Below are 25892 nucleotides of genomic sequence, written 5' to 3' on the forward strand. Positions count from 1 at the left end.
CAAGATTAAATTCCGAAACCCCAATTGCGAAAGCAGTTGGGGTTTTGTTTTTGCGTGTGAAAAAGCACGATGCACCCCAGTGCAAATTTGCGCAGTTATTTTTGGTTCAGGACACTAGAATAGGTCCACCTTTTTCGGAGCCAGAGCCTTTATGCCAGATCCGGGTGACGCCTCCGGGCTGTCAGAATTACCGCTGGACGATTTGGTGGCGTGTCATGAGTGCGACTTGCTGATGCGTAAGCCCAAGCTCGCTCATGGCGAGAAAGCCCTGTGCCCGCGTTGCGGTTATGAGCTCTACGCCCATCGATACAACGTCGTACAGCGCAGTCTCGCCCTGGTGATTGCAGCGCTTCTGCTGTACATCCCCGCGAACTTTTTACCCATCATGCAGCTCAATCTACTCGGACAGTCGTCACAAGACACGGTCTGGAGCGGCGTTGTCGGCCTCTTCAACTCGGAGATGCGTGGCGTTTCCGTGGTCGTGTTCCTGTGCAGCATGGCAATCCCGTTGCTCAAGTTGCTCTGCCAGCTGGCTGTCCTGTTGAGCATCCGTTTCAACATCGGCCGCAGTTACGGCTTGCTGCTCTATCGCATTTACCACCATTTGCGAGACTGGGGGATGCTTGAGGTCTACCTGATGGGCGTGCTGGTGGCGATCGTGAAACTGGCAGATATGGCAGCCATGACCATAGGCCTCGGATTGGCATGTTTCATCGGTTTGTTACTGGTTCAGGTCTGGCTGGAGGTTGTGATGTCGCCTCACCAGATCTGGCAGGCTTTATCAGGAGAGGATGCCCATGCGGGCGATTGATGCAGGCATTCTGATCTGTACCGAATGTCACGAATTGAACAGGCAGGAAGCTGATACCGACGAGCAACTCTGCACTCGCTGCGGTGCGCAGGTCCACGCTCGACGCCCTAACAGTCTCACGCGCACCTGGGCATTGCTGATTACTGCGGCAATTCTCTACATCCCGGCCAATGTGCTGCCGATCATGACCGTTCGCTCACTGGGCAAAGGTGATCCCAGTACCATCATGTCCGGTGTGATCCAACTGGTTCAGCACGGCATGATTCCTATCGCTGCCGTAGTCTTCATCGCCAGTATCCTGGTACCCACCTTCAAACTGGTGGGCATCGCGCTGTTGTTGTACTCGGTGCAACGCCACCAGCCGCTCTCGGCAAGGCAGCGTATCTGGATGTACCGCTTCATCGAATTCATCGGTCGCTGGTCGATGCTCGATATCTTTGTGATCGCCATTCTGGTGGCGGTCGTGAATTTTGGACGGTTTGCCAGTGTCGAAGCCCACCTGGGGGCCATCGCCTTCGCCAGCGTGGTGATTTTGACAATGCTTGCTGCAGTAACTTTCGATCCCCGACTGATTTGGGATAACACGGAGTCGGACGCCGACCATGACTGATTTGCCCGTAGCTAAAACCCGACCAGCCTCGAACTGGTCCGCCATTTGGGTATTGCCCCTGATCGCCTTGATCATCGGCGGTTGGCTCGGCTGGCGTGCCTATAACGAGACCGGCATCGAGATCCAGGTGCGCTTCGAAAGCGGTGAAGGCATTCAGGCCAACAAGACTGAAGTGGTCTACAAAGGCATGTCGGTCGGCAAGGTCAAGACCCTCAAGCTCGATGATGAAGGCAGCACCAAAGGTGTAATCGCTACCGTCGAGATGAACAAGGACGTGGAGCCGTACCTGCGTACCAGCACGCGTTTCTGGCTGGTCAAACCAAGCGTGAGTCTGGCCGGCATCACGGGGCTGGAAACGCTGGTTTCAGGTAACTATGTTGCGATCAGCCCGGGCGAAGGCGAGCCCACCCGCAAGTTCAAGGCACTGGCTGAAGAGCCACCTCTTTCCGATGCCCAGCCCGGTCTGCACCTGACGATCAAAGCCGATCGCCTGGGCTCGCTGAATCGCGGCAGTCCCGTGTTCTACAAGCAGATCAAGGTTGGTCAGGTCAAAAGCTACCTGCTGTCCGACGACCAGAGTACCGTCGAGCTCAAGGTGTTCATCGAACCGACCTACGCCAAGCTGGTGCGCAAACATACGCGGTTCTGGAACGCGAGCGGTATCAGCATCGACGCCAACCTGTCGGGTGTGAAAGTCCGCAGTGAGTCCCTGGCCAGCATCGTCGCCGGCGGCATCGCCTTCGCTACGCCGGACAATCGCAAGGACAGCCCGCCTACCGATCCAAGCCTGCCGTTCCGTCTTTATGAAGACTTCGACGCTGCTGCGGCCGGGATCAAGGTCAAGGTCAAACTCAGCGATTTCGAAGGTCTGCAGGCCGGGCGCACACCGGTGATGTACAAGGGCATTCAGGTGGGCACGCTCAAGGCACTCAAGGTCGACCCGGATCTCTCCGGCGCCAGCGCAGAGTTGACCCTTGATCCGCTCGCCGAGGATTACCTGGTGGACGGTACTCAATTCTGGGTCGTCAAACCGTCGATTTCCCTGGCGGGCATCACCGGGCTCGAAGCATTGGTAAAAGGCAACTACATCGCCGTACGTCCCGGTGATAAAGGCAACGCCCCGCAACGGGAATTCGTCGCGCGGCCCAAGGCGCCGCCGCTGGACCTGCGTTCGCCGGGATTGCATCTGGTGTTGTTCACCGAAAACCTGGGCTCCCTGGAAGTCGGCAGCCCGGTCCTCTACAAGCAGGTCAAGGTGGGCTCGGTTCAGAGCTATCAGTTTTCGCGCAAGAAAAATCAGCTGGTGATCGGTGTTCACATCGAAAAGGAATACGAAGATCTGGTCAACGGCTCGACCCGGTTCTGGAATGCCAGCGGTGTGACGCTCACCGGTGGCCTTACTGGCGGAATTCAAGTCAAAAGCGAGTCGTTGCAAAGCCTGATGGCCGGCGGTATCGCCTTTGAAACGCCCGAGGCCAAGGTGCCGCTGAAAAAGCGGATCCCGCGCTTCCGTCTGTTCGCCAACCGTGAAGAGGCCAACCAGAAAGGCGCGCTCATCACGATCAAAGTCGATCGCGCCGATGGCTTGCGCGCCGGGACCCCGGTTCGCTTCAAGGGGCTGGATGTCGGCAAGATCGAGAACGTCGATCTCAGCGATGATCTGCAATCGGTGCTGCTGACCGCACGTATCACTGAGGTGCCTGAGCGCATTGCGCGGGTTGGCAGTGAGTTCTGGGTGGTCAAGCCGGAGCTGGGTCTGATCAAGACCTCAAACCTTGAAACCTTGGTCACCGGGCAGTACATCGAAGTACAGCCGGCGGCGAAAAACCTCGGCCCGCAGAAGAACTTCGTTGCCCTTTCCGCCGCTCCGGAAACCGCCAAGCAGGAGGCCGGGTTGAGTCTGGTGTTGAGCGCTGCCCGTCGCGGCTCGTTGAAGCCTGGCGTGCCGGTGACCTATCGCGAGATTACCGTGGGCAAGGTAACGGGTTACGAACTGGGGCAGACGGCGGACCGTGTGTTGATCCATATCCTGATCGAGCCGAAGTACGCGCCGTTGGTGCGCAGCGGTACCCGCTTCTGGAACACCAGCGGTTTCGACTTTGATGTCGGGCTGTTCAAGGGCGCGACGGTGCGTACCGAATCGCTGGAAACCATGATTCAGGGTGGTGTTGCGTTTGCCACACCGGATGGCGATCGCATGGGCGCTGCGGCGCGGCCGGAGCAGACGTTTGCGTTGTTCGACAAGTTTGAAGAGGAATGGCTGACCTGGGCGCCGAAGATTACTCTGGGTAAATAGCGGGAGGTGATGGCGTCTGTATGGGCGCCATCGCGAGCAGGCTCGCTCCCACAGGGTTTTGTGTCGCCCTCAAACAAAAAAGGCCGCGATTCATGAGGATCGCGGCCTTTCTGATTGCGTCAGCTAAAACCGATCAAACCGCATCCAGCTCCGGCTCATCGGCTTCGACGTTGACCGTGGCCTTCACCTGATCACGACGACGAATGTACTTCCAGTCCGCCTCGTCGATGTAGATACCCGCCGGGCCGCTGCCGCCTTCCAGGTCGATGGCGACACTGGCGCAGACCTGCGGCTTCACACTCGCCAGGATCGGCACGAAGCCCAGTTGCAGACTGGTTTCCAGCAACGCAGCCTGGTTGCGTTCGTCGATGTCCGCCGCCTCGTCGAGGTAGTACGGCAGGCGTACGCGGCCGGCCAGGTCGCGGTCCATCAGGTGCAGCAACAGGTACATGTTGGTCAGCGCCTTGATGGTCATGGTGGTGCCGTTGGAGGCGGCGCCGTCGATGTCGGTGTGGATAACCGGCTGACCATTGACCTTGGTGATCTCGAACGCCAGTTCGAACAAGTCCTTCAGACCGAGCTGGTTGTGGTTGGCCGCCACCAGCCGCGCCAGGTATTCCTTGGCCTCTTCGTTCTTGTTGTCCTGTTCCGCGCTCTGGCTCAGGTCGAACACCGACAGCGTCTCGCCTTCTTCGTACTGGCCGGCGCTGTGGATGATCTGGTCGATGTGCTTGAGCGCTTCCTTGTTCGGCGCCAACACGATTCGGAAGCTCTGCAGGTTGGAGACCTGGCGCTTGTTGATCTCGCGGTTGAACAGCGCCAGTTGGTGTTCGAGGCTGTCGTAGTCGCTGCGAATGTTGCGCAGGGTCCGCGCGATGTCGGTCACGGCGGCACGACGGGCCTTGCCCAGGGTCAGGGCTTCGTCGGTACGGTGCGCGTAAGCGTTGATCAGCAGTTGCAGGCGACGCTCCATATCGTCTTCGCTGTCGAACTTGGCCACGCCCTTGAGGCGCACCTGAGCGTACAGCGCTTCGATCTGGCCATCGGCGCGCAACAGGCCCTGCCAGCTGTCCTGATAGTCGTTGAGCAGCGGCAGCAGGTTGTCCATGGAATCGTCGACCGGATCCATGAACGGTGTGCCGAACGGCAGGTCCGCCGGCAGCAGCTGGCGACGGCGCAGGGCGTCGTCGAGGGTGCGTTGCTTGGCTTCCATGTCGGCGATCTGCCGGCCGACCAATTGCAGCTTGGCCGACAGTTGCTGGACGCGTTCGGTGAAGGCGTCGCTGGAGCGCTTGAGCTCTTCCTGGGCGGCTTCCATCTGTGCCAGTTGCTCGAGTTTCTCGCCTTCCTCGGCGCTCAGGGTTTGCGTGCGACGGAAATCTTCCAGAGCCTTCTGCGCATCCAGAACCTGCTGGTACAGCGCTTCGGTCTGGGTCTTGCTCGCGGCACGGTCGGCGGCCACGGCTTGCTGGGTCTTGAGTTGCTTGAGCTCTTTTTCCAGGCGTTCTTTCTGGTCGCGAAGTGCCGCACGGTCGGCCAGGGCTTGCAGCGCCGGCGGTTCGATGTGCGACAGATCGATGGACAGGCCCGGGACTTCAAAGCGCTCGCCCTTGAAGCCATCGAGGATCAGCTCCACGGATTTGACCCAGTCACCGTTTTCGTCCAGCGCGATGCCATGCTCGCCCAGCGGCAGGCTGAACAGCGCGCTGTTGAACAGGCGCATCAGGCGTTCGACGTCCTGCTGGGAAAACTCTTCGCGCAGACGGGCATAGCTGTTGTTGTCGGCGTGATCGAGTTGCTGCTTGACCGACTTCAGGCGTTTTTCCAGGTCGCGCAGACGCTCTTCCAGATCTTCGGCGCTGAACTGACGAGACTGGGCCAAAGCACCGGCCAGCTCATCGTGGGCGTCCTTGGCTGCAAGCAGTTGCTGCTCCAGCACTTTGACGTCATCGACCAGGGCAAAGCGGTGCTTGAGCACGGACAGCTCGCCTAGCCAGCGCTGGATGCCGGTGATTTCCCGCTCCAGACGCATCAGCTCCTGAGTGCCGCCACGCTGGTCGTTTTGCAGGTCGTCCTGCTCGCGACGGTAGTGTTCGGCCTGGATGGTCAGCTCTTCCTTGCGCGCGCTGGCGTAGTCAGACCAGGTGCCGAGCAGCGAGTCGAGCAGTGGCGACAGGCGATGCAGCTTGCCACGCAGCACGTCGCGCTGTTTCACGCCGTTGGCCAGTGCTTCGACCAAGGGACCGGCGGCGACCAGCGAGTTGTAGTCCTGCTCCATGCGTCTTACATCGCGGAAGGCTTCTTCGCACGCGGCGATGTAGTCCACGCTACCGGAACGCAGGCTGTGCTCGAAGGCATCGAGGAACAGTTGCTTGAGCTTGGCCGCGGTGATTTCCCGCATGTGCAGCAGGTTGATGAACAGGGCGCGGAAGGTCTTCAGGCTCTGTTCGCTGGTGGAGCGCAGCGGGATCAGCGTCAGGTCCAGTGGAATCGAAGTGTGGCCGCCGACCAGCAGGCGACGCAGTTCATCCGGCTTGAGTTCATAGGCTTTCAGGCCTTCGCGCTCGAGGTTGGTGAACAGTTCTTTCTGACGCAGGCAGGTGTCGTTTTTCTGGTAGTGGGCCAGGTCCAGTTTGCCGGCATAGGCGAAGAACTGGTGACCGAAACCACCACCCGGGCCGCGACCGACCACGCCGATCACATGCGGGCCGTGGGGCAGCGAGACTTCCACCAGGATGTAGCTGGTGTCGGAGGCGAAGTAGAAGCGCCGGGACTGCTCCAGGCTGTACTTGCCGAAGCTCATGTCCGACATACGTGCCAGAATCGGGAACTGCAGGGCGTTGATCGAAGCGGATTTGCCGAGGTTGTTCGCGCCGTAGACCGACAGCGGCTCCTCCAGCGGAAACAGGCCGAGGCTGTAACCGGCGGTGTTCAATAGGGCAAAGCGGCGGATGCCGTAGCGTTCCTTGCTCATGCGTCGAGCTCCTGTTCTTCGGCGATGGCGCGGGCCAGAGCGTCTTCTTCGCTTTCTTCTTCATCAAACTCCGCCAGATCCAGCGGGTCGTCGGTCTGCAGCAGTTTTTCGTCGCTGTCTTCGTCGATCAGCACCGGCGTCGGCAGCGGCAATACGCTGTGCAGACTGGCCGCCAGGTCGCGGTCCTGCTGGACCGACAGGCAGACATCGAGGAAGCGGTGCATCGGCGGCAGGAAACGGTAGACGCCGTTGTCTTCACTGGCGAAACCGAGCTGGGTCATGCGGCGCATGATTTTTTCTTCCAGCTCATCCTGGGTCTGCACTTCGGCCTGGATAAACAGGTCGCGGTATTTTTCCAGCAACGATGGCAGTTCATCGCGCCCGAGGCTGCCTCCGTCGAGCACGGAGATCGGGTCGCGGCCCTGGTCGGCCAGATGCTCGACCAGAATGAAGGTGAACAGCGCCAGGCGCTGGGCGGTCTTGTTCACCGCTGCAGCGGCGAGCTCCGGCACGAAATAGTAGAAGCCGCGGGTATCGCACACCAACTCGAAACCCAGGGCCTTGAACAGCGTGCGGTACTGGTCCTGAAAGTTCGACAGTTGGGCGTACAGCTCCGGATCGCGGCGGCTGACGTGGTAACCCTTGAACAGCTCGCGAAAGATCGGCGCCAGATGGGACAGTTCGGATAGATCAAGATGCATGGGGCGTACCTGCAGAGAGGGGGCTCGCAGAATTCTCGGCGGTATCTGTGCCGGCCGAGAGCAGGGCGAAGGAGCGCAGGCTGACCTGGTGCTCCTGTGTGAAGTAGTCGCGGCGTTCCAGGCGTTCGCGCTTGAAGCGTTTTTCCCGGGACAGGCGCGAGAACCAGTACAGCAATTCGTCGGTGGCGCCGTCCGGCTCCTGCTCCAGCAGCCAGGTCATCAGGTCCGGCATCGGCAGGGCGTCTTCGCAGCGATCGAGCATCTCGCGGACCGTGCGTGGCGCGCGCGGGGCATCGCCGCCCTTGTGGATCTTGTGGGCCTTGGGGAAGCGTGCCGGTTTCGGTTCGAAACGGGCCAGGGCGTAAACGTAGGCTTCCACCTGACTGGCGCTGCCGAGAAAAGTGCTTTGCGGCCGGGTGAACATCGGCATGGCTGCCTGCGGCACGGCATCGATGCCCTTGCGGCGAATCATCGACAGCGCCAGCGCCGCACCACGGGTCACGGCGTTGTGCCGGCGCGCTTCCTCACGCAGCGGCAGCAGCAGCTCGCGGGCATGACGCAGGGTCAGTTGCGCGCTGGTCTGCATTTCGAGGATGCGCGCGTGGGTGCGCAGCAGCATGTCGTCGTCGACCAGATGGCCGAGGCGCTGCTGTTCGGTGAGCATCTTCAGCAAGACGTTTTCGACCTTGCGCACGCCCTGTTCGAAGGCGCCGTCGGCGTTCACCAACTGGATCATCGGCTCGACGTATTCGTCCCAGGTCGCCAGTACTTCGGCATAACGCTGACGCAGCGGAATCTGCCGGTCGCTGGTCTTGGCCCGCTCGGCGACGGCCACCAGGGCCTGCTCGTCGTTGGCCAGCTTTTTCAATACATCGCGAACGCGCATGTCCAGCAGGCGCAATTGACGCGCCAGGTCGTTGCCGTCGCGAATGTCGAAAGCGTCCTGGATATAACCGGCCAGGCGCTCAAGATGGCGCAGGTAGGCTTCGATCTCCAGGCACAGGCCCAGCCGGTGTTCCCGGCGCAGGTAGGCGAGGAAGTCGTGAATCTGCGCGTTGAGCTCGAAACGGTTCGGGCTTTTCGCCACGGGAACCAGAATGTCGAGGCGAATCCACACGTCGAGCAGGTTGGTGATGTCCTGCGGCGTGCTGTCGATTTGCTGGGCGGCCAACTGTGAACGCAGTTCGTTGAGGCTCAGGGTGCCTTGGTCGAAGTGCTCGCACAGTGGCTCTAGCAGGGCCCAGTGTTCAGCGAGGGCGCGCAAGACGCGCTTGGGTTCGATCATCGGAATGGCCGGCTGGTTGGCGAATAAAAGCCGCGATTGTACTGCATCGCAGCCGATGCGATTCACTCTCGGGACGGACAACATCTTTTCTGTTGGTGAAGTCTATCGATCAACTGCGGGCGATCTTGAGCGAAGGGCTGTAGAATCGGTGCACTTTAGTTATCCACAAGTGGCCGACCTTTGCTTATCGAGTCCCGTCGCCGTGCCTATCTGAGCGCCATGCAGGTGGTCAATTGGCTGCCGCGCACCGAATTGCCCTTTGCTGCGCCGTCGCGGCCCGAATTGCTGGAGCCGCTCGAGCCGGTTGTGGTCGAGCCTGTGGCACCGGCTCCCGTGGCTGAAGCGGCTGCCGCTCCAGTAGCCAAACCGGCCGAGCGGGTGAAAATCGAAGTGCCTCGACCTTCGACCGCCAGCCCGCGCACGGCGGCCAAGCCGGTGGAAGAGGCCGAAGAAGCACCTGTCGCGAAGGCCCCCGTCATGCCGCCTCCGCGATTCGCCCTGCAATTGCTGCGTGCCGGGCGCTGTCTGCTGCTGGTGGAGTTACCCACAGGCGAAGCCTTCCAGTCTCGAGATCCTGCCTACTTGCTGCTCAAGGACATGCTGCGTGCCGCCGGCCTGCCGGACAGCCCGCAGATCGTCGGCGAGCCGGTGCGCTGGCCGCTGCTGGTGCGCAGCTCCATGGATCAGGGGCCGGAAGCGGCTCGCGACTTCGTCCAGGGCTTCCTCGGCGCGCGGCTTGAGGAAGGTCCATGCGCCTGCCTGTGGTTGATCGGCCTGCCCGCGGTGCGTTTTGCCGGCGAGGCGGATGCCGAATCCTACAACCGCGAACTTCAGGTCGAAGGCCTGGGTTCGGTCTGGGCCTTGCCGGGCCTGGAGTTATTAATGGAAGAGCCACGGCGCAAGGCGGATGTCTGGCAAGCCATGCGTCGGCTGATGGCGCGCTGGAAAGAATCGAATGAGTGACTCTGTATCGTTCCGCCCGATGACCGAGGCGGATCTGGACGCTGTACTGAAGATCGAATACGCGGCCTACAGCCATCCCTGGACCCGCGGCATTTTTCTCGATGGCCTGGGCAAGTACCAGATCTGGCTGATGTTCGAAGGGCAGCAGCAGGTCGGGCACGGTGTGGTGCAGGTCATTCTTGATGAAGCGCATCTGCTGAACATCACCGTCAAACCGGAAAATCAGGGCCGTGGCCTGGGATTGACGCTGCTGGAGCATCTGATGTCGATTGCCTGCAAGGCCGAAGCCCGGGAGTGTTTCCTGGAGGTGCGTGACAGCAATACGGCGGCGTTCAAGCTGTATGAGCGTTATGGATTCAATGAGATTGGCCGGCGTCGGGACTACTACCCGGCGGTGGGTGGGCGCGAAGATGCGGTGGTCATGGCCTGCACTCTGGTCGATTGATCACCTATAGGGGCTGCCGAAGGCTGCGATCTTTTGATTTTGTCTTTTAAAAGCAAGATCAAAAGATCGCAGCCTTCGGCAGCTCCTACAGAAAAGCGGGTCAGCGTTTCCATAGGCCAGCGGATCAGCGTTTTCCGTCCAGCGGCTTGCGCCGCGCCAACTCCGCCTCATCCAGTCCGTCACCACCGCCAATCTCGTCTTCATCGACGATGCTCAGATCCCAACCCGACTCATTGCCCCGGCCGATTTCGCGAGCATCCCGGGCGCCGTCTTCGCGGATCAGGGTTTCCGGGCTCAAATCGTCGTCCGTCGGTTGATGATCGTCGGTGGAGGCACCGGTCATGCCCGCTTCGCGCACCCGTTCCCGAGGCATCAATTGCTCGCGTTCACGCTCGGACAGTTCGTCTCCGATTTTCGCGCTGGGCTGTTCGTCGTCGAAATCCAGCTCGTGCACCGATCCCATGCGGTCTTCGTTATCATCGATGGGTTGCGGTTGTATCGCATCGTATGGGCGTCGTGAATCATTCATGGCAAATCCTCATACTGTGGGCCTTACAAGGGTGGACTCACCCGGCACACGAGAATTCCAACGAAAACACTTGCCATCCTTTGGTGACCCCGACGGGCGGTCGTCTGTCAAAGCAGCAAATCATTCTTGAGGCTTCCCAGCATGCACGACTTACAAGACCTGATTGATAACAACGAGCGTTGGGCTGACGCGATCACCAAGGAAGATCCGGACTTCTTCGCCAAACTGGCTCGCCAGCAGACGCCGGAGTATCTGTGGATCGGCTGTTCCGATGCGCGGGTACCGGCCAACGAGATCGTGGGCATGCTGCCGGGCGATCTGTTCGTTCACCGCAACGTGGCCAACGTGGTGCTGCACACTGACCTGAACTGCCTGTCGGTGATTCAGTACGCGGTCGACGTGCTCAAGGTCAAACACATCCTCGTCACCGGCCACTATGGCTGTGGCGGTGTGCGCGCCTCGATGCAGGATCGTCAGTTCGGCCTGATCGATGGCTGGCTGCGCACCATTCGCGACCTGTACTACGAAAAGCGCGAAGAGCTCGCCAAACTGCCGACCGAAGAAGAGCGGGTCGACCGCATGTGCGAACTCAACGTGATCCAGCAAGTGGCCAACGTCGGCCACACCAGCATCGTGCAGAACGCCTGGCACCGTGGTCAGAAGCTGTCGATCCACGGCTGCATCTACGGCATCAAGGACGGTCGCTGGAAGAGCCTGAACACCACCATCAGCGGCCCTGAGCAGTTGCCGCCGCAATACCGCCTGCGTCCTTTCGAACCGCTGTAGTACGCGTCAGGACAAACTCTGCCGACGCCAGTGTTGTAAAAACAGCTGGCCGTCGGCATTTGGCGCCTCGTCATAGCCGGTAATCCAGCCCCGACAGTTGTACGAGCCACACAGACAGGCAAACTGTCGCAGCAACTTGTCCTCGGTGGCGGCATAGTCCATCGCCAGCCAATCCCCCTTCCTGATGTCCTTCAGCGCCCATAACCACAGCTCACTCATGTCGAGATAGACATTGGGATCGCACGAGTGCCTCAGCAATCCGCAGAACCGTGGGTCGTAGACATGCACCCCGGGGGCCATCTGCCGTGTGTGCCGGCTACGATAGGGAAGCAGATGGCCGGAAACGCGGCAGATTCGGCTGATTCGCGGAAATTCGCGCAACACCATTGCGGCGATCGGTTTGCCGGCGCTATTGGTGAGAATCTCGAAGTCGGTGAGGGAGGGGAAGCCGAGGTCGGTGGGTAGTTCGGTAAACGGATAAATGCCCGCAGGGGGCGGCGCGGGGGATTTGCGCAGGGCACTGGCTTTCATCTAACGATCCTTGTCGGCGGGGGCTGCGACCTCGATCAGCTGACGATCCTGTCAGCGCTGCAGCGCATGAGTTCAGCCCCAAGCCTCTCGCAGATGGAACCGGCGGTCTACTGTCACAAATGACAGTTGGACTGCCGTTCATCGTTTTACAGCCCTGGCGCGGGGACCGTGGTAGCGGGGGCTGGCGCCTTGAGCTGTTTGAGCTGCGGTGCAATGGTCGCCGTCGCGCACTTGCCGGCGGCCTGAGCAGGCGTCAGGTTGCGGATCGAGGTGTAGAACAGCGCACAGGTCTTTTCTTTCTGGGCCACTTGCCAGGTTTGCGTACAGCTCTTGAGCTCGATGTCGGGATTGCTGTCCGGCTGACGGCCCATGGCGGCCTGCCAGCAGGCGACGCTCAGGTCCTGACCCATGACTTTCAGGCCCGCCGTATCGGCCTTGGCCTTGGCATCGTTGCCTGTGTAGTTGTCCGGATCAGACGCGTACCAGATGTAGCTCGGGTGATTGGCGCCCAGCACAGGCACTTTCGTCCCGTCGCTCGGGCTGATGTTCACCAGGCTCAGTACGTTCACGGTCGGCCCGTACTGTTGCTTGATCCAGTTACGCACCGGCGTACCGAAGGCGACCATCGGCAAAGGATCGCCGCTGGCCGTCACGCTCATGTTCCTGACCATGGCGGTCTGATAATCCTTGAAGTAGTCGTAGACACCTTCGAGGTCCTTGCCGGCATTGGAAGGCGCTGCAATCGGCGCGATATCGATGATCGTCTGGAAGGCCGGCGTCTGCTCGGCGGGGATGCCGTTCACGGTCAGCAGGGAGGCCCAGCGGTCGGTGGTGGCGGATTTCAGGTAATCCTGGGCCTGGGTCAGCGAATAGTCCGGCGGGAAGTGCAGCAGCTCGACACTCCTGCGGTTTTCCAGGGCCATGCCCAGCGGTAGGAAGAAATACCAGCTATAGGCCCACTTGCCGTCGGCATTGAGCTTGGTCGCGCCGTTGTACGCCAGATCACCGGCGTCCAGCAGCGCTGTCAGCGGTTTTTCATAGCTTTTGGGGACGCCGGTGATTTCGGCATGCAGCTGGTTGTTATCGTTTTTGACCAGCACCTTCGCATCGCCGTAGCCATCGCGTTGCAGGCTCTGGGTCAGGTAATGCTCGACAGTCTGCTCAAGCGTCCAGTTGCGAAAGCAGATGACGTTGCAGTTGTTGGGATAGGCAAACAGGCGGGTAACGCGTTCGGTGCTGCCCAGCTTCATGCCGACATCGGCGTGAGCAGCGGCACTCAGGGTGAGAGCCGCGAGGGTAAGTCCTGCGAGTTTTTGCATGCTCAGATCCTTTCAGCGTGATCCCTTGAACAGGGTGGATACATTATATGTAGCACTCGCGTTACCGCTCGTGCAGTGTCTGGCGCACCGGACCGCTGCTAGACTGGCGCAATACCGCCCTCGATAAAAGGTGAAACATCAGGCGCGCTTGATCTGCAACGAGCAGCCGTTCGCGAGGTTGTAAGCCGCTTTCGGACTTCCATTCCCCGAGTGTTCGGTTCGGTGATGTTCGGGACGGATCAGGAAGGGAGCGATCTTGACCTGCTGGTGGATACGCTGCCGGGTGCTACCTTGTTCGATCTTGGAGGGCTCCAGCTCGAGCTGGAGGATTTGCTGGGGGTCAGCGTTGATCTGCTGACGCCAGGGGATTTGCCATTGAAGTTTCGTCAGCAGGTACTCGATCAGGCGCGTCCGGTATGACTGATCACTACCTGAATTATTGAAAGTCCTGCCTTCCGATTCGTGATTGCACCTGCCTCGCAGCAGGTGCAATTCCCTCTGCCTTAAGGCATCACTGGCGGCATATACGCCAGCGTCGTCCCCAGTGCCCACAGCAACACCAGCACCAGCGGTGTGTGCACCAGCAGCTGCACGAACGAAAACCCGATCAGGTCCCGGGCCTTCAAGCCCAGCACGCCCAGCAGCGGCAGCATGTAGAACGGGTTGATCAGGTTGGGCAGGGCTTCGGCGGCGTTGTAGATCTGCACGGCCCAGCCCAGGTGGTAGTTCAGGTCGGTGGCCACTTGCATGACGTACGGCGCTTCGATGATCCACTTGCCGCCACCGGATGGAATGAAGAAGCCGAGGATCGCCGAGTACACGCCCATGAGCAGCGCGTAGGTGTCATGGGAGGCGATGCTGACGAAGAAGGTCGAGATGTGGTGGGCCAGGGTCTGGGCGTCGGCGCCTTTTACCGTGGTCATCAGCGCGGCGATCGAGCCATACAGCGGGAACTGGATCAGCACGCCGGTGGTGGTTGGTACTGCGCGGGCCACGGCGTCGAGGAAGCTGCGCGGGCGCCAGTGCAGCAGGGCGCCGAGCATGATGAACAGGAAGTTGTAGGTGTTCAGGCCGGAAATCGCGGTGATCGCAGGTTTGGTCGAGAACTCGTGGAACAGCCAGCCAGCGGCCAGCAGCACCAGCAGGATGATCAGCAGCGGGCTGTGTTCCAGCCATTCGCCGGGACGGGTGCGCGGTTGTAGCGGTGGCAGGTTGAAGCTCGGGTCGACGCCGCAGGCCTCGGCGTCGCGCGCCGAATTTTTACCCGGTGCGGTGGCGTAGGCGATGATCACCGAGATGACAATCAGCGCCAGCAGCATCACGCCGGACTGCCAGAGGAAGATCGTCTGGGTGAATGGAATCACCCCGGTGATCGACAGAATCGACGGTGGCAGGCTTGCCGGGTTGGCCTGCAATTGCGCTGCGGACGACGACAGCCCCAGGGCCCACACGGCGCCAAGGCCGAGGTAGGCGGCGGCACCGGCGGCGCGGTAATCCATTTTCAGATCGGTTCTGCGGGCCAGGGCGCGTACCAGCAGGCCGCCGAACACCAGCGACAGGCCCCAGTTCAGCAGCGAAGCGACCATGGAAATCAGGGCGACCCAGGCCACGGCGGAACGGCCGTTTTTCGGGATCCTGGCCAACCGGTCGATCAGCTTCACCGCGGGCGGCGAGCTGGCCACCACATAACCGCCGATCACCACGAACGCCATCTGCATGGTGAAGGGGATCAGGCTCCAGAAACCATCACCGAATGCCATCGCGGCATCGGTCGGCTTGGCGCCCATGAACATCGTGGCCACGGCGACGATGATCACCGCCAGGGCGGCGAATACCCAGGAGTCGGGAAACCAGCGTTCGGCAAAACTTGAGCAGCGCAGGGCAAAGCGGGCTGAGCGGCTATCTTCGATATCAGCGGCCACGGGAATACCTCGAATTTTTATGTTTGTTGTGGTCTTCGGGGCTCGACGGCCCGTCTGGACAGGCGGTTACAGTAAATCAAGGCGAAATATTTTGTGACGCTGTTTTACGGCTATGCGACTTTGGTCTAGCGGGTTGTTCCTTGCGGCGTTTGCGTAGACCATGGGCGCCTTGGTTTTTGCCTGTGCCAGAGTTCTTTTACATGAATGCCATTACCGATTCGCGCCCGGCGCCTTTTCGCCGCTCGGACTACAAGACCCTGGGGCTCGCTGCCCTCGGCGGGGCGCTGGAAATCTACGATTTCATCATCTTCGTGTTTTTCGCGCTGACCCTGAGCCAGTTGTTCTTCCCGCCGGAAATGCCCGAATGGCTGCGCCTGTTGCAGAGCTTCGGGATTTTCGTCACCGGCTACCTGGCACGCCCCCTGGGCGGCATCCTGATGGCGCATTTCGCCGACCGGCTGGGGCGCAAGCGGGTGTTCAGCCTGAGCATCCTGATGATGGCGCTGCCCTGCCTGCTGATCGGGGTCATGCCGACCTACGCGCAAATCGGCTATTTCGCACCGCTGTTGCTGTTGTTGCTGCGCGTCCTGCAAGGTGCCGCGGTGGGCGGGGAAGTGCCCAGCGCCTGGGTGTTCGTGGCCGAACATGCGCCGGTTGGCCATCGCGGCTACGCCCTGGGCTTTTTGCAGGCGGGGCTGACTTTTGGTTACCTGCTGGGTGCCCTGACGGCGACCTTCCTGGCCCAGCTTTTCACCCCGACCGAGATCCTCGATTACGCCTGGCGATATCCGTTCCTGCTCGGCGGCGTGTTCGGCGTGATCGGTGTGTGGTTACGCCGCTGGCTCAGTGAAACCCCGGTGTTCATGGCCATGCAGGCGCGCCGCGAAGAGCACATGGAACTGCCGCTGCGGGCGGTCCTGCGCGAACATCGGCTGGCCATGCTGCCGGCGATGATCCTGACCTGCGTGCTGACCTCGGCCGTGGTGGTGTTCGTGGTCATCACCCCGACCATGATGCAGAAAACCTTCAGCATGACCGCCAGCCACACCTTCGCCCTGAGCGCGTTGGGTATCGTCTTTTTGAACATCGGCTGCGTGCTGGCCGGGTTGCTGGTCGATCGTATCGGTGCCTGGCGCACGGTCATGATTTACAGCCTGCTGCTGCCGCTGGGCATTGGCGTGCTCTACGCCTGCCTGATCAATGGCGGCAACTGGATCGCTCTGGCCTATTCGGTGGCCGGCCTGAGTTGTGGCGTCGTCGGCGCGGTGCCCTCGGTGATGGTCAGCCTGTTCCCGGCGCGGATTCGCGTTTCCGGCATTTCCTTCACCTACAACATTGCCTACGCCGCGTGGGCGAGTTTCACACCGTTGCTGTTGATCGGTCTGATGCCGTGGAGCCCATGGATCTGCGTGATGTTCTGCGCGGTGATGGGCGCGGTGGGCGTGGGCAGCGCCGCGTATTTCGGGGCGCGCATGCCGAAAGTCGGCAGTTGTTCAGTCGCCGGCGCGGTGTGATTGAAAAGGGGCCTTGCACAGGCCCCTGATTATTTTTGTAGGACAAACCCTTAAGGCACTTCAGAAAACACCCGACAGGCCGATGGTTAGGCTGCATACCGTTTTCCATCCCTGTCCATCGGTGCTTTCCCATGTTCAATAAACGCTTGAAGCAGGAGCTGCAGGCTCTTCGCGAAGAACTCTCCAGCCTTCAGCAAGTGAAGGAAAGCCTGGAAAGCGAGATGCTGGTGCTGACGCTCGACCCGGATTGGCGGGTGCAATCGGTCAACCAGAACTTCCTCGGCGAGATGCACTACAAGAGCAGCGACCTGATCGGTCGGCATATCGAGGAAATCGTTCCCGATCACGTCAAGGCCGATGACTTCCATCACCGTTTCAAGGCAGCACTGACCCGCGGCGAGCACTTTGCCGGTGCCGTGCGCCTGTTGCGCGGAACGGGAGAAGAAGCCTGGCTGCGCTCGATCGTGCAGCCGATACGCTCATCCGACGGCCGGATCCGGCATTTCTCGATCTTCTCCAGCGACCTGACCCGCACCATCGAAGCCTCGCGCGAACATGAAAACCTGATCGGCGCGCTGGTGCGTTCGACGGCGGTGATCGAGTTCGACCTCAATGGCAACGTGCTTTCGGCCAACGACCGTTTCCTCTCCGGCATGGGTTACAGCCTGGCGCAGATCAAGGGCAAACATCACCGCATGTTCTGCCGGGCGGAAGACGCCAACAGTGCCGAGTACCAGAGTTTCTGGCGCCGCCTGAACGCTGGCGAGTTTGTGGCTGACCGTTTCCAGCGTGTCGACAGCCATGGTCGTACTGTCTGGCTGGAGGCAACTTACAACCCTGTGGCCGATGCCAACAACAAGCTCTACAAAGTGGTGAAGTTCGCCACGGTGATTACCGATCAGGTCAATCAGGAACAGGCCGTCTCGCAAGCGGCGAACATCGCCTACAGCACCTCGCAGCAGACCGACCAGAGCGCCCAGCGCGGAAACGCCGTGGTGACCCAGGCGGTGGATGTGATGCGTGACTTGGCCAAGCACATGCAGACTGCTGGCGATGGCATCGAAGCCTTGAACGAACAGTCGCTGGTCATCGGCACCATCGTCAAAACCATCAGCGGTATTGCCGAACAGACTAACCTGCTGGCGCTGAACGCCGCCATCGAAGCGGCCCGTGCCGGCGAGCAGGGGCGCGGGTTTGCCGTGGTGGCCGACGAAGTCCGGCAACTGGCCTCGCGCACCAGCCAGGCCACCGATGAGATCGTGCTGGTGGTGCGACAGAATCAGGACATGGCGCGCAATGCAGTGGCCCTGATGACCGATGGCAAGCTCCAGGCGGAACAGGGCCTGGCACTGGCGGCGGAAGCGGGCACTGTGATCGTCGAGATCCAGGACGGTGCACAGAAAGTGGTCAATGCGGTGGGGCAGTTTGCCAATCAACTGGCGAGCTGATTCGTAAAGGATCGCAGCCTGCGGCAGCTCCTGCAGGATGCTCCGCAGGCTGCGATCTTTTCATTTGGGATGTCGCTACAATCGGCTCATTTCTCCAGGAGCAGACATCCATGAGCGTCTCCCACCGCCGCCCGGTTCCCTTGTCCAAGGCCTATCGTTTGCTCAACCACGGGCCGACCGTGCTAGTCAGCGCGGCCCATGGCGGCGAACGCAACATCATGGCCGCGGCCTGGGCCATGCCGCTGGATTTCGAACCGCCGAAAATCGCCGTGGTACTGGATAAATCCACCTGGACCCGGCAACTGCTGGAAGCCTCCGGCACCTTCGTCCTCAACGTTCCCTGCGCCGCACAGGCCGATATCGCGCAAACCGTCGGCTCGACCTCTGGCCTTGAACTGACCCGAGAACACGGGCGCGACAAATTCCAGATCTACGACTTACCCACCTTCGACGCCGAGAAGATCGACGCGCCGATGCTCGAGGGCTGCGTCGCCTGGCTCGAATGCAAGTTGCTGCCCGAGCCCGGCAATCATCAGCAATACGACCTGTTCGTCGCCGAAGTGATCGCCGCCCAGGCCGATGAGCGCGTGTTCAGTGACGGGCGCTGGCACTTCGAGGGCCATGACGCGCTGCGTACCTTGCATCACGTCGCCGGCGGACACTTTTTGACCATTGGCGCGCCGGTGGACGGCAAAGCGTTGCAGCCCTAAACACACTCACATCGAGGCCAGGCAATGAGTAAATTGCGTGTAGGAATCATCTTTGGCGGCCGCTCGGCCGAGCATGAAGTGTCGCTGCAATCGGCGAAGAACATCGTCGATGCCCTGGATCGTTCGCGTTTCGAGCCGGTCCTGATCGGCATCGACAAACAAGGGCACTGGCATCTCAACGATCCTTCGAATTTCCTGCTGAACCAGGAAAATCCGGCCCTGATTGCCTTGAATCAATCCAATCGTGAATTGGCGGTCGTCCCCGGCAAGCCCCATCAGCAATTGGTGGAAACCGCCAGCCAGGAGTTGCTGGGGCACGTCGATGTGATCTTCCCGATCGTCCACGGCACCCTGGGCGAAGACGGTTGCCTGCAAGGCCTGCTGCGCATGGCGGATCTACCCTTTGTCGGTTCCGACGTGCTGGGTTCGGCGGTGTGCATGGACAAGGACATCAGCAAGCGCCTGCTGCGCGATGCGGGGCTGGCGGTTACGCCGTTCGTGACCCTGACTCGGCGGACCGCAGGGCGCACGAATTTTGCCGAGGTGGTCGCCAAGTTGGGCCTGCCCCTGTTCGTCAAACCGGCAAACCAGGGCTCATCCGTGGGCGTGAGCAAGGCCGCCGACGAAGCCGAATACAACGCGGCAATCGAGCTGGCGCTGGGGTTCGATGAAAAGGTGCTGGTCGAGTCCGCCGTCAGTGGCCGTGAAATCGAATGCGCGGTGCTGGGTAACGAAAGCGCCATCGCCAGCGGTTGCGGCGAGATCGTGGTGCACAGCGGCTTTTACTCCTACGACAGCAAATACATCGACGACAAGGCCGCCGAAGTGGTGGTCCCGGCCAACATCAGCACGCAAGCCAGCGAGCGCATCCGCGCGATGGCGGTCGAGGCGTTCGAGGTGCTGGGCTGTTCCGGCCTGGCGCGGGTCGATGTATTCCTCACCGAGAGCGGCGAGGTGCTGATCAACGAAATCAATTCCCTCCCAGGATTCACCCGCATCAGCATGTACCCGAAACTGTGGCAGGCCGCGGGCATGACCTATAGCGAGCTGGTCACGCGGTTGATCGAGTTGGCGCTGGAGAAGCACCAGGCTCGGCGGGCGTTGAAAATCAGTCGGTGACCTGATTTCAGATCGCAACAAAAAGGGCCTACCTCCCGGTAAGCCCTTTCCCACACTCACGTAAGACTCAATCCCCCAACGCTTCCCCCTCACGCCGAGGGTCGGCGCCTCCTGTCAGTGAGGCCTTGCCCTGTGCGTCCTTGACCCGAACGATCGCCTGGGTGCCGCTGGTCATGTCTATTTCGCTGACGTTGTGGCCTTTGTCCTTCAGTGCATGGATCAGCGCGGGGCTGAATTGACCTTCCTCGAGTTCGGTCGGGCCGTTGCGGCTGCCGAAGTTGGGCAGGTTGATGGCGGACTGTGCGTCGAGGTTCCAGTCGAGCAGGCCGATGGTGGTCTTGGCGACGTATTCGATGATTTGCGAGCCGCCGGGGGAGCCGACGCTGGCGACGAATTCGCCGCTCTGGCGGTCGAAGATCAGCGTCGGGGCCATGGACGAGCGCGGGCGTTTGCCAGGTTCGACGCGGTTGGCGACTTTCTTTCCGTACTCTTCGGGGATGAACGAAAAGTCGGTCATTTCGTTGTTGAGCAGGAAGCCCTGAACCATCAGGTGCGAGCCGAAGGCGGATTCGATGGTGGTGGTCATGGAGACCGCGCCACCCTGATCATCCACCGCCACCACTTGCGAGGTGGAGATTCGCAGTGGCGAACGATCCGTCGCGAACGCCACCTTGATGCCCGGCGGCGTTCCGGGTTTGGCCGTGCCCATGCTGCGATTGCTGATCAGTTCGGCGCGGCTGGCCAGATAGGCGGGGTCCACCAGACCTTTGACGGGCACCGGCACAAAGTCGGTATCGGCCACGTACTGGGCGCGGTCGGCGTAGGCCAGGCGCTCGGCTTCGGAGATCAGGTGCACCGCCTCTGGTGATGGCTCGATGCCCGCTGGTGCGCTGGTCTTGACCGGCTTCAGCGGCGCCAGGGCAAGGCGCTTGTCCTGCCCCTCAAGGGCTTGCAGCGTGCCGAGAATCTGAGCCACGGCAATCCCGCCGGATGACGGCGGCGGCATGCCGCAGACCTGCCAGCGCTTGTAGTCGGTGCACAGTGGCGCGCGTTCCTTGGCGCTGTAGCCCTTGAGGTCATTCAGCGACAGGCTGCCCGGGTTGGCGTGACCCTGGACCTTGGCCACGATCTCCTCGGCGATGGGGCCTTTGTAGAGGGCGTCTGCGCCTTCGCTGGCGATGCGCCGGAAGACATTGGCCAGTGCCGGGTTCTTCAGGCGCGTACCGACGGCTTTCGGGCTGCCGTCGGCATTCAGGAAGTACGCCGCCATGTCGGGCGAGGTGCGCAGCTTCGAATCCGAGGCGATCAGCAGATGAAGGCGGGGCGAGATGGCAAAACCTTGATCGGCAAGTTCGATGGCCGGTTCGAACAATTGCGCCCACGGCAGGCGACCGTGTTTTCGATGGGCCAGCTCAAGGGCCCGCAGCACCCCGGGCGTTCCCACTGAACGACCACCGATCTGCGCCTCGGGAAATGCCATCGGTTGTCCGTTGGCCTGCAGGAAAAGTTTCTCCGTGGCGCCAGCCGGTGCCGTTTCCCGGCCATCGTAGGTGCGCACGGATTTGCCGTCCCACAGCATGATCAACGCGCCACCGCCAATGCCTGAAGATTGCGGTTCGACCAGGGTCAGCACCGCCTGCATCGCAATCGCCGCATCGATCGCCGAACCGCCACGACGCAGCATCTCTCGCCCGGCTTCGGCGGCCAGCGGGTTCGCGGCAGCGGCCATGTGCCGGGAAGCGTGACGGGTTTGCAGGTCGGTGCGGAAACCGGAAGCGTTTTCCGGGGCCTGGGGCAGGGTCGAAACCGAGGGTGAGGAGGGCGGTGCGTTGCAGGCGGCCAGCGTTAACGCAGCGACCAGCAGCGACAGCGCTGGCAGACGAAAGTGGAGGGCTGAAAACATGCGCGGAGGCCTCTGTCCTTGGGAAAGGTTCAGGGACTTTATCCACCGTTGAGAAGGGGCGCAAACCGCGTCCTACAGCAACGGTGCTTTTATCCTTCATCAATGGATGGAATTTCTGTAGGGTCATTGCCGATAGCCCGCCAGAAAAATCTACAAGAGGCCGACATGCAGAGCGAATTCCCGACCCAGCCGAGCTACCGATCCCAGCGCGAACAATTCCTCGCGGCTGTCAGTGCAGCCGGAGCGACGCTGACCGAGTACCCACACCCGCTCAAGGGGCCGTTTGGCGAGGATCTGAGTACGGATGTGGCGGTGCTCGGCGATCCCGGCGCCAAACGCCTGCTGGTCGCGCTCAGCGGCACCCACGGCGTCGAAGGCTTCTATGGCTCGGGTTGTCAGATCAAATGGCTGCAAGACCTCGGCAAACGCACGTTGCCGGACGATGTCGCGGTGGTGATGATCCATGCGATCAACCCGTGGGGCATGGCGTGGCTGCGTCGGGTCAACGAAGACAACATCGACCTGAACCGCAATCACCTGAACTTCGACGGGCCGTTGCCGGACAACCGGGCCTATGACGCGCTGCACGGCATCTATGGGTGCCCGCAGCTGCAAGGTCCCGAACGTGATCAGGCCGATGCGCTGCTCAATGAGCAAATCCACCAGCACGGTTGGTCGGCGGTCATGTCGATTGTCGAGGGCGGGCAGCACGGGCATGCCGATGGCCTGTTCTACGGCGGGCTGGCGCCGAGCTGGTCGAACCGCACGCTGCACCGGATCCTGCAAGCGCACCTGAGCCATGCCGAGGTCGCGATGTGTTTCGACCTGCACACCGGCGCCGGGGAATACGGTCATCCGATGCTGCTGACCATCACCGAATCCGCTTATCCGGCGCTGGCCGATGCCCAGGCAATTTATGGCCCGTGGCTCTACACCTTGCACACCGGTGCCGGCACGGTGAGCGAAACCGGCGTGGCGGCGACCGCAACCGGCTATACCTCGCAGGCGCTGATCAATGCTTTGCCGCAGGTGCGGTTGATGCCGTTCGTCATCGAGTGCGGGACTTATCCCGGGCCGGACGTGCATCGCCATCTCCGCGATGATCACTGGCTGCACCTGCATGGCAATCCGAGCGATGCGACGGGGCGCGACATCAAGCTCAACCTGCTGGAGCAATTCTTTCCCGCCGACAGCGACTGGCAGGCGATGGTCTGGCTTCGAACTTGGCAGATCTGGGAGAAGGCGCTGTCGGCGCTGCCGACGATTCGCACCTGAGACGAAGCGCCATGCAAAGCGGTCCTGCCGCTCTGCATGGCAGCTGACTTTTCTTGGGGCATAAAAAAACGGCTTACCTTGCGGTAAGCCGTTTTTAGTACTTGGTGGCTACACAGGGACTTGAACCCCGGACCCCAGCATTATGAATGCTATGCTCTAACCAACTGAGCTATGTAGCCAAGTGGCGCGCATTATTCACCGGTAATGCAGATGCGTCAAGCGTAATTCCAAAATATTTTTCTACATTTTCAACCGCTTATCCTCCCGAGCCGGAAAAACGGCCCGGGGGAGGTCATCATTTGAGCTGGAACCTGCCGGTATTCGCGCTCAGGGCCTTGCTGCCGTGGCTCAAGGTGTCGGCTGCAAGGTTCACCGCCCGCGCACCTTCCAGCAGGCGAACCGCCGCCTGGTCGACTTGCTGGATGTTGCCGCTGACCTCGTCGGCCGTGCTCGCTTGTTCATCGACGGCCGTGGCGATCTGCGCCAGGGTGTCGGTGACACCCTGCACGGCGCTGGCAATTTCTCCCAGGCGCTCACCCAGCCCGGTCACGGCCTGCGCATCGGATTGCGCTTGGCCGCAGGCGGCTTCCATCAGGCCGACCGCTTCGTTCACCGTGTTGCGCAAGCTGTCGACCGTCCCGGCGATCTGCGCGGTGGAGGACTGGGTGCGTTGCGAGAGGCTGCGCACCTCGTCGGCCACCACCGCAAAACCACGACCCTGCTCCCCGGCACGAGCGGCCTCGATGGCGGCGTTCAGTGCCAGCAGGTTGGTCTGCTCGGCGACACCGCGAATGGTGTCGACCACCATCTGAATCTGCTGCCCCTGCTCGCTGACCCGGCCAAGGGCGGCCGCGGTGTCATTCAGGCGCTGATTCAGCTGCTGGATGCTTGCGGTGGTGCGTTGGCTGTCACGGCTGCTGTCGGCGGCGATGCGCCGGGTTTGCTGGGCACTGCCGGAAGCCCGTTCGCAGCTTTCGGCGACCCCTTGGGAGGTGGCGGCCAGTTGCGTGGCGGCTGCGGCGATCTGGCTGATCTGCAACTGCTGGGCTTCGACTTCGCCCAGGGCATCGCTGGAGTGGTGATTGAGGGTTTGGACCGCGTGGCTCAATTGCGAGGTTTCGTGATCGACACCCAGCAGGCTGCTGCGCAATTGCACGACGGCGACATTCAGGGCCGTGCTGATGGCGGCCAGTTCGTCGCGACCCTGTACCGGCGCCTGCAGGCTCAGATTGCCATCGCGCAGGCCTTCGGCGAGCAGGGTGATGCCGCTGGCGCTGCGGCGAATCGATGCCTGCAGACAGATGAACAGGTACAAGGCTGCAAGCAGCAGGATGCCGAACACGCTCGCCACCACGATGAACTGGCGAATCGCCGAACCATGGTAGTAATCCAGGCGTTGATCCAGTGACACCAGCGATTGCTGGCGCAAAGTCGCGAGGTCGGCGAGCAGGGCGTCCATGCTGCGCTCGAAGTCTTCCGGCTTGAGGTTGATGCTGCCGCCGAAAACGCCGTCATCGAGGACTTTCAGGCCGCCGTCCAGACGCTTGAGGCTGTCCTGGTACTGCCCGGCCCAGGTTTGCAGGGCGCTGGGCAGCCGCGCTTCCAGCAGGCTCGCGGTTTTCACCAATTGCTCGCGGGCATCACCGATACGGCTGCGCAAGTCGCGAAGTTGCAGGCGGCTCTGCAGGGTGAACTGCCCGGACACCACTGATGCCTGGCCAACCGCCGCCAGACGACCAACCCGTTCGATCAAATCCGGGGCGTGCTGAGTGGAGATCTGCGTCAGCAAATAGGTTTCCAGCCATGGCGCCAATGTCAGGCGATTGTCCATGGCGATCTGTTCGCGCAAGGCTTGCAGGGCGCTCAAGGCGCTGGTGAAGCGATCGTAGCCGTCCGGCCACCAGCCGACACTGCCCAGGCTTTTCGAGTCCAGGCCTTCGAGGGCTTTTTGCAGCGCCTGAAAGCGAGCCAGGGTTTCGCCCTCGGCGCCTTCCTTTTGCAGGGTGTTGCTCAAGTCCGAAGTGGCCTGGGCGACGGCGGGTTGAGCCGCATCGAACGAGGCCATGGCGGCGAGGGTGGCAGGCGTCGGTTGACGGTTGGTTTCAGTGGCGCGCCAACGGGCTGCGCGATCGCGTTGTGCCGCCAGCAGGTTATCCAGTGCATCGAGGGCCAACAGTTGGCGAACCCCGGCACGTTCGCCGGAGATCAGGTTCAGTTTGTCGCGATAGTCCTGGCCGATCATCCACAAGCTGCCGGCCAGCGGCAGGATGAACAACAGAAACAACAGCTGGAATTTGCGTGCGAAGCCAAAACGCCCCAGCAGTCCGATCCCCGGTGATAAAAAAGCCTGCATGCCCCACGACTCCCCTGGACACCACGCACCATTGGTGTGCGTCGAGGTGCGTACGTCCCCGACCCGTGTCCGCAAAAAGGCCTCGAAAATTCACCCTCGTCAGCTCTGTAGGCCGACTCTGTGGCGAAACTTCCCATTCTCGGCCCCCTTTGTAAGGAGGCCGCGTTGAAGCGGATAAGCAAGGCAAGATTCAGACCATGGCGATGAGCTATCAGCGTTGCGCCGATGAAGTCGATGTGTTGGTCGAACACACACTTGTGGCGAGGGGCGGTGCGACGTTTCGACAAGTCCCCTCGCCACAATGTACTCATCGCCAGTTCAACCTTTTAAGTGACTGGCATTAGGGCAAGCCTCGCTCCTACAGTGATTTGCGGGAACAAAAAAGCCGCGCATGAGCG

20 protein-coding genes, 1 tRNA gene and 2 pseudogenes are annotated in these 25892 nt (G+C 61.3%); 13 read left to right on the plus strand and 10 right to left on the minus strand.

The annotated features are described in order from the left end of the window. Window positions 1-151: 151 nt before the first annotated feature. Genes HNO86_RS14910 through HNO86_RS14920 form a run of 3 tightly spaced genes read left to right on the plus strand, consistent with a single transcriptional unit; the run spans window position 152 to window position 3717 of the window. Window positions 152-811, plus strand: a complete 660-nt coding sequence (locus HNO86_RS14910) for a paraquat-inducible protein A (RefSeq protein ID WP_175377708.1) — start codon at window positions 152-154, stop codon at window positions 809-811. Further along, entirely contained in the window at window positions 798-1421 is a 624-nt protein-coding gene (locus HNO86_RS14915) for a paraquat-inducible protein A (RefSeq protein ID WP_175377709.1), read from the plus strand. The genes HNO86_RS14910 and HNO86_RS14915 overlap by 14 nt, the downstream gene beginning before the upstream one ends. Next, window positions 1414-3717 (plus strand): PqiB family protein, encoded by a 2304-nt coding sequence (locus tag HNO86_RS14920; RefSeq protein ID WP_175377710.1) that lies wholly within the window; start codon window positions 1414-1416, stop codon window positions 3715-3717. Before HNO86_RS14915 ends, HNO86_RS14920 begins: the two co-directional genes overlap by 8 nt. Window positions 3718-3850: 133 nt before the next feature. Here the strand turns inward: HNO86_RS14920 and mksF are convergent, their stop codons facing one another. From mksF to mksB, 3 genes are read right to left on the minus strand one after another with little or no spacing between them, the layout of a single operon-like run. Continuing rightward, window positions 3851-6691 (minus strand): Mks condensin complex protein MksF, encoded by a 2841-nt coding sequence (gene mksF, locus HNO86_RS14925; protein WP_175377711.1) that lies wholly within the window; start codon window positions 6689-6691, stop codon window positions 3851-3853. Beyond that, a complete protein-coding gene (gene mksE, locus HNO86_RS14930; protein ID WP_175377712.1) occupies window positions 6688-7392 on the minus strand; it encodes an Mks condensin complex protein MksE in 705 nt (234 codons plus the stop codon). Before mksE ends, mksF begins: the two co-directional genes overlap by 4 nt. Next, complete coding sequence (mksB, locus tag HNO86_RS14935; protein WP_175377713.1) at window positions 7382-8677, minus strand: Mks condensin complex protein MksB; 1296 nt, start codon at window positions 8675-8677, stop codon at window positions 7382-7384. Before mksB ends, mksE begins: the two co-directional genes overlap by 11 nt. A gap of 219 nt (window positions 8678-8896) precedes the next feature. Here mksB and HNO86_RS14940 point away from each other — a divergent pair, with 219 nt between their 5' ends. Beyond that, a complete protein-coding gene (locus HNO86_RS14940; RefSeq protein ID WP_175377819.1) occupies window positions 8897-9640 on the plus strand; it encodes an energy transducer TonB in 744 nt (247 codons plus the stop codon). Then, complete coding sequence (rimI, locus tag HNO86_RS14945) at window positions 9633-10085, plus strand: ribosomal protein S18-alanine N-acetyltransferase (protein WP_175377714.1); 453 nt, start codon at window positions 9633-9635, stop codon at window positions 10083-10085. Before HNO86_RS14940 ends, rimI begins: the two co-directional genes overlap by 8 nt. 124 nt (window positions 10086-10209) lie before the next feature. Here rimI and HNO86_RS14950 read toward each other — a convergent pair whose 3' ends face one another. Continuing rightward, on the minus strand, window positions 10210-10614 hold the full coding sequence (locus tag HNO86_RS14950) for a serine kinase/phosphatase (protein ID WP_175377715.1): 405 nt from the start codon (window positions 10612-10614) through the stop codon (window positions 10210-10212). A gap of 141 nt (window positions 10615-10755) precedes the next feature. Between HNO86_RS14950 and can the strand changes: the two genes are divergently transcribed. Next, window positions 10756-11400 (plus strand): carbonate dehydratase, encoded by a 645-nt coding sequence (gene can, locus HNO86_RS14955; RefSeq protein WP_175377716.1) that lies wholly within the window; start codon window positions 10756-10758, stop codon window positions 11398-11400. A 6-nt stretch (window positions 11401-11406) separates the two neighbouring features. On the opposite strand, the gene HNO86_RS14960 is transcribed toward can, so the two are convergent. Both HNO86_RS14960 and HNO86_RS14965 read right to left on the minus strand, forming a co-directional pair. Continuing rightward, on the minus strand, window positions 11407-11931 hold the full coding sequence (locus HNO86_RS14960; RefSeq protein ID WP_175377717.1) for a lysine methyltransferase: 525 nt from the start codon (window positions 11929-11931) through the stop codon (window positions 11407-11409). A gap of 146 nt (window positions 11932-12077) precedes the next feature. After that, window positions 12078-13250: a hypothetical protein gene (locus tag HNO86_RS14965; protein WP_175377718.1), complete on the minus strand. Its 1173-nt coding sequence runs from the start codon at window positions 13248-13250 to the stop codon at window positions 12078-12080. Window positions 13251-13373: 123 nt separating this feature from the next. Between HNO86_RS14965 and HNO86_RS14970 the strand changes: the two genes are divergently transcribed. Next, on the plus strand, window positions 13374-13670 hold the full coding sequence (locus HNO86_RS14970) for a nucleotidyltransferase domain-containing protein (RefSeq protein ID WP_175377820.1): 297 nt from the start codon (window positions 13374-13376) through the stop codon (window positions 13668-13670). A gap of 83 nt (window positions 13671-13753) precedes the next feature. Here the strand turns inward: HNO86_RS14970 and HNO86_RS14975 are convergent, their stop codons facing one another. Beyond that, window positions 13754-15172: a TIGR00366 family protein gene (locus HNO86_RS14975; RefSeq protein WP_175377719.1), complete on the minus strand. Its 1419-nt coding sequence runs from the start codon at window positions 15170-15172 to the stop codon at window positions 13754-13756. Between the two features lie 200 nt (window positions 15173-15372). Between HNO86_RS14975 and HNO86_RS14980 the strand changes: the two genes are divergently transcribed. The 5 genes and pseudogenes from HNO86_RS14980 (at window position 15373) to ddlA (ending at window position 19963) form a co-directional block, all read left to right on the plus strand. Continuing rightward, a complete protein-coding gene (locus HNO86_RS14980) occupies window positions 15373-16686 on the plus strand; it encodes an MFS transporter (RefSeq protein WP_175377720.1) in 1314 nt (437 codons plus the stop codon). Between the two features lie 221 nt (window positions 16687-16907). Beyond that, window positions 16908-17546 (plus strand): annotated as a pseudogene (locus HNO86_RS30600) (PAS domain-containing protein); the annotation flags it as partial. A 150-nt stretch (window positions 17547-17696) separates the two neighbouring features. Continuing rightward, a pseudogene (locus tag HNO86_RS30605) lies at window positions 17697-18134 on the plus strand (methyl-accepting chemotaxis protein); the annotation flags it as partial. A 110-nt stretch (window positions 18135-18244) separates the two neighbouring features. Then, window positions 18245-18844 (plus strand): flavin reductase family protein, encoded by a 600-nt coding sequence (locus HNO86_RS14990; protein ID WP_175377722.1) that lies wholly within the window; start codon window positions 18245-18247, stop codon window positions 18842-18844. Between the two features lie 24 nt (window positions 18845-18868). After that, window positions 18869-19963 carry a D-alanine--D-alanine ligase gene (ddlA, locus tag HNO86_RS14995; protein ID WP_175377723.1) on the plus strand — a complete coding sequence of 365 codons (1095 nt, stop codon included), beginning with the start codon at window positions 18869-18871 and terminating at the stop codon, window positions 19961-19963. A gap of 67 nt (window positions 19964-20030) precedes the next feature. On the opposite strand, the gene ggt is transcribed toward ddlA, so the two are convergent. Further along, window positions 20031-21866 (minus strand): gamma-glutamyltransferase, encoded by a 1836-nt coding sequence (gene ggt / locus HNO86_RS15000; RefSeq protein ID WP_175377724.1) that lies wholly within the window; start codon window positions 21864-21866, stop codon window positions 20031-20033. Between the two features lie 165 nt (window positions 21867-22031). Between ggt and HNO86_RS15005 the strand changes: the two genes are divergently transcribed. Beyond that, window positions 22032-23141 (plus strand): DUF2817 domain-containing protein, encoded by a 1110-nt coding sequence (locus HNO86_RS15005; protein WP_175377725.1) that lies wholly within the window; start codon window positions 22032-22034, stop codon window positions 23139-23141. Between the two features lie 102 nt (window positions 23142-23243). Here the strand turns inward: HNO86_RS15005 and HNO86_RS15010 are convergent. Together HNO86_RS15010 and HNO86_RS15015 are read right to left on the minus strand one after the other, a co-directional pair. Then, window positions 23244-23320 (minus strand) — tRNA-Met (locus HNO86_RS15010). 116 nt (window positions 23321-23436) lie between these two features. Further along, a complete protein-coding gene (locus HNO86_RS15015; RefSeq protein ID WP_175377726.1) occupies window positions 23437-25494 on the minus strand; it encodes a methyl-accepting chemotaxis protein in 2058 nt (685 codons plus the stop codon). Window positions 25495-25892: the final 398 nt, after the last annotated feature.

This window comes from Pseudomonas sp. C1C7 (assembly GCF_013359595.1).
Taxonomy (GTDB): domain Bacteria; phylum Pseudomonadota; class Gammaproteobacteria; order Pseudomonadales; family Pseudomonadaceae; genus Aquipseudomonas.

Excerpts from the sequence above, each read along its gene's own strand:
- HNO86_RS14910 (WP_175377708.1), top strand. The coding sequence starts at position 152 with ATGCCAGATCCGGGTGACGCCTCCGGGCTGTCAGAATTACCGCTGGAC.
- HNO86_RS14915 (WP_175377709.1), top strand. The coding sequence starts at position 798 with ATGCGGGCGATTGATGCAGGCATTCTGATCTGTACCGAATGTCACGAA.
- HNO86_RS14920 (WP_175377710.1), top strand. The coding sequence starts at position 1,414 with ATGACTGATTTGCCCGTAGCTAAAACCCGACCAGCCTCGAACTGGTCC.
- mksF (WP_175377711.1), bottom strand. The coding sequence starts at position 6,691 with ATGAGCAAGGAACGCTACGGCATCCGCCGCTTTGCCCTATTGAACACC.
- mksE (WP_175377712.1), bottom strand. The coding sequence starts at position 7,392 with ATGCATCTTGATCTATCCGAACTGTCCCATCTGGCGCCGATCTTTCGC.
- mksB (WP_175377713.1), bottom strand. The coding sequence starts at position 8,677 with ATGATCGAACCCAAGCGCGTCTTGCGCGCCCTCGCTGAACACTGGGCC.
- HNO86_RS14940 (WP_175377819.1), top strand. The coding sequence starts at position 8,897 with ATGCAGGTGGTCAATTGGCTGCCGCGCACCGAATTGCCCTTTGCTGCG.
- rimI (WP_175377714.1), top strand. The coding sequence starts at position 9,633 with ATGAGTGACTCTGTATCGTTCCGCCCGATGACCGAGGCGGATCTGGAC.
- HNO86_RS14950 (WP_175377715.1), bottom strand. The coding sequence starts at position 10,614 with ATGAATGATTCACGACGCCCATACGATGCGATACAACCGCAACCCATC.
- can (WP_175377716.1), top strand. The coding sequence starts at position 10,756 with ATGCACGACTTACAAGACCTGATTGATAACAACGAGCGTTGGGCTGAC.
- HNO86_RS14960 (WP_175377717.1), bottom strand. The coding sequence starts at position 11,931 with ATGAAAGCCAGTGCCCTGCGCAAATCCCCCGCGCCGCCCCCTGCGGGC.
- HNO86_RS14965 (WP_175377718.1), bottom strand. The coding sequence starts at position 13,250 with ATGCAAAAACTCGCAGGACTTACCCTCGCGGCTCTCACCCTGAGTGCC.
- HNO86_RS14980 (WP_175377720.1), top strand. The coding sequence starts at position 15,373 with ATGAATGCCATTACCGATTCGCGCCCGGCGCCTTTTCGCCGCTCGGAC.
- HNO86_RS14990 (WP_175377722.1), top strand. The coding sequence starts at position 18,245 with ATGAGCGTCTCCCACCGCCGCCCGGTTCCCTTGTCCAAGGCCTATCGT.
- ddlA (WP_175377723.1), top strand. The coding sequence starts at position 18,869 with ATGAGTAAATTGCGTGTAGGAATCATCTTTGGCGGCCGCTCGGCCGAG.
- ggt (WP_175377724.1), bottom strand. The coding sequence starts at position 21,866 with ATGTTTTCAGCCCTCCACTTTCGTCTGCCAGCGCTGTCGCTGCTGGTC.
- HNO86_RS15005 (WP_175377725.1), top strand. The coding sequence starts at position 22,032 with ATGCAGAGCGAATTCCCGACCCAGCCGAGCTACCGATCCCAGCGCGAA.
- HNO86_RS15015 (WP_175377726.1), bottom strand. The coding sequence starts at position 25,494 with ATGCAGGCTTTTTTATCACCGGGGATCGGACTGCTGGGGCGTTTTGGC.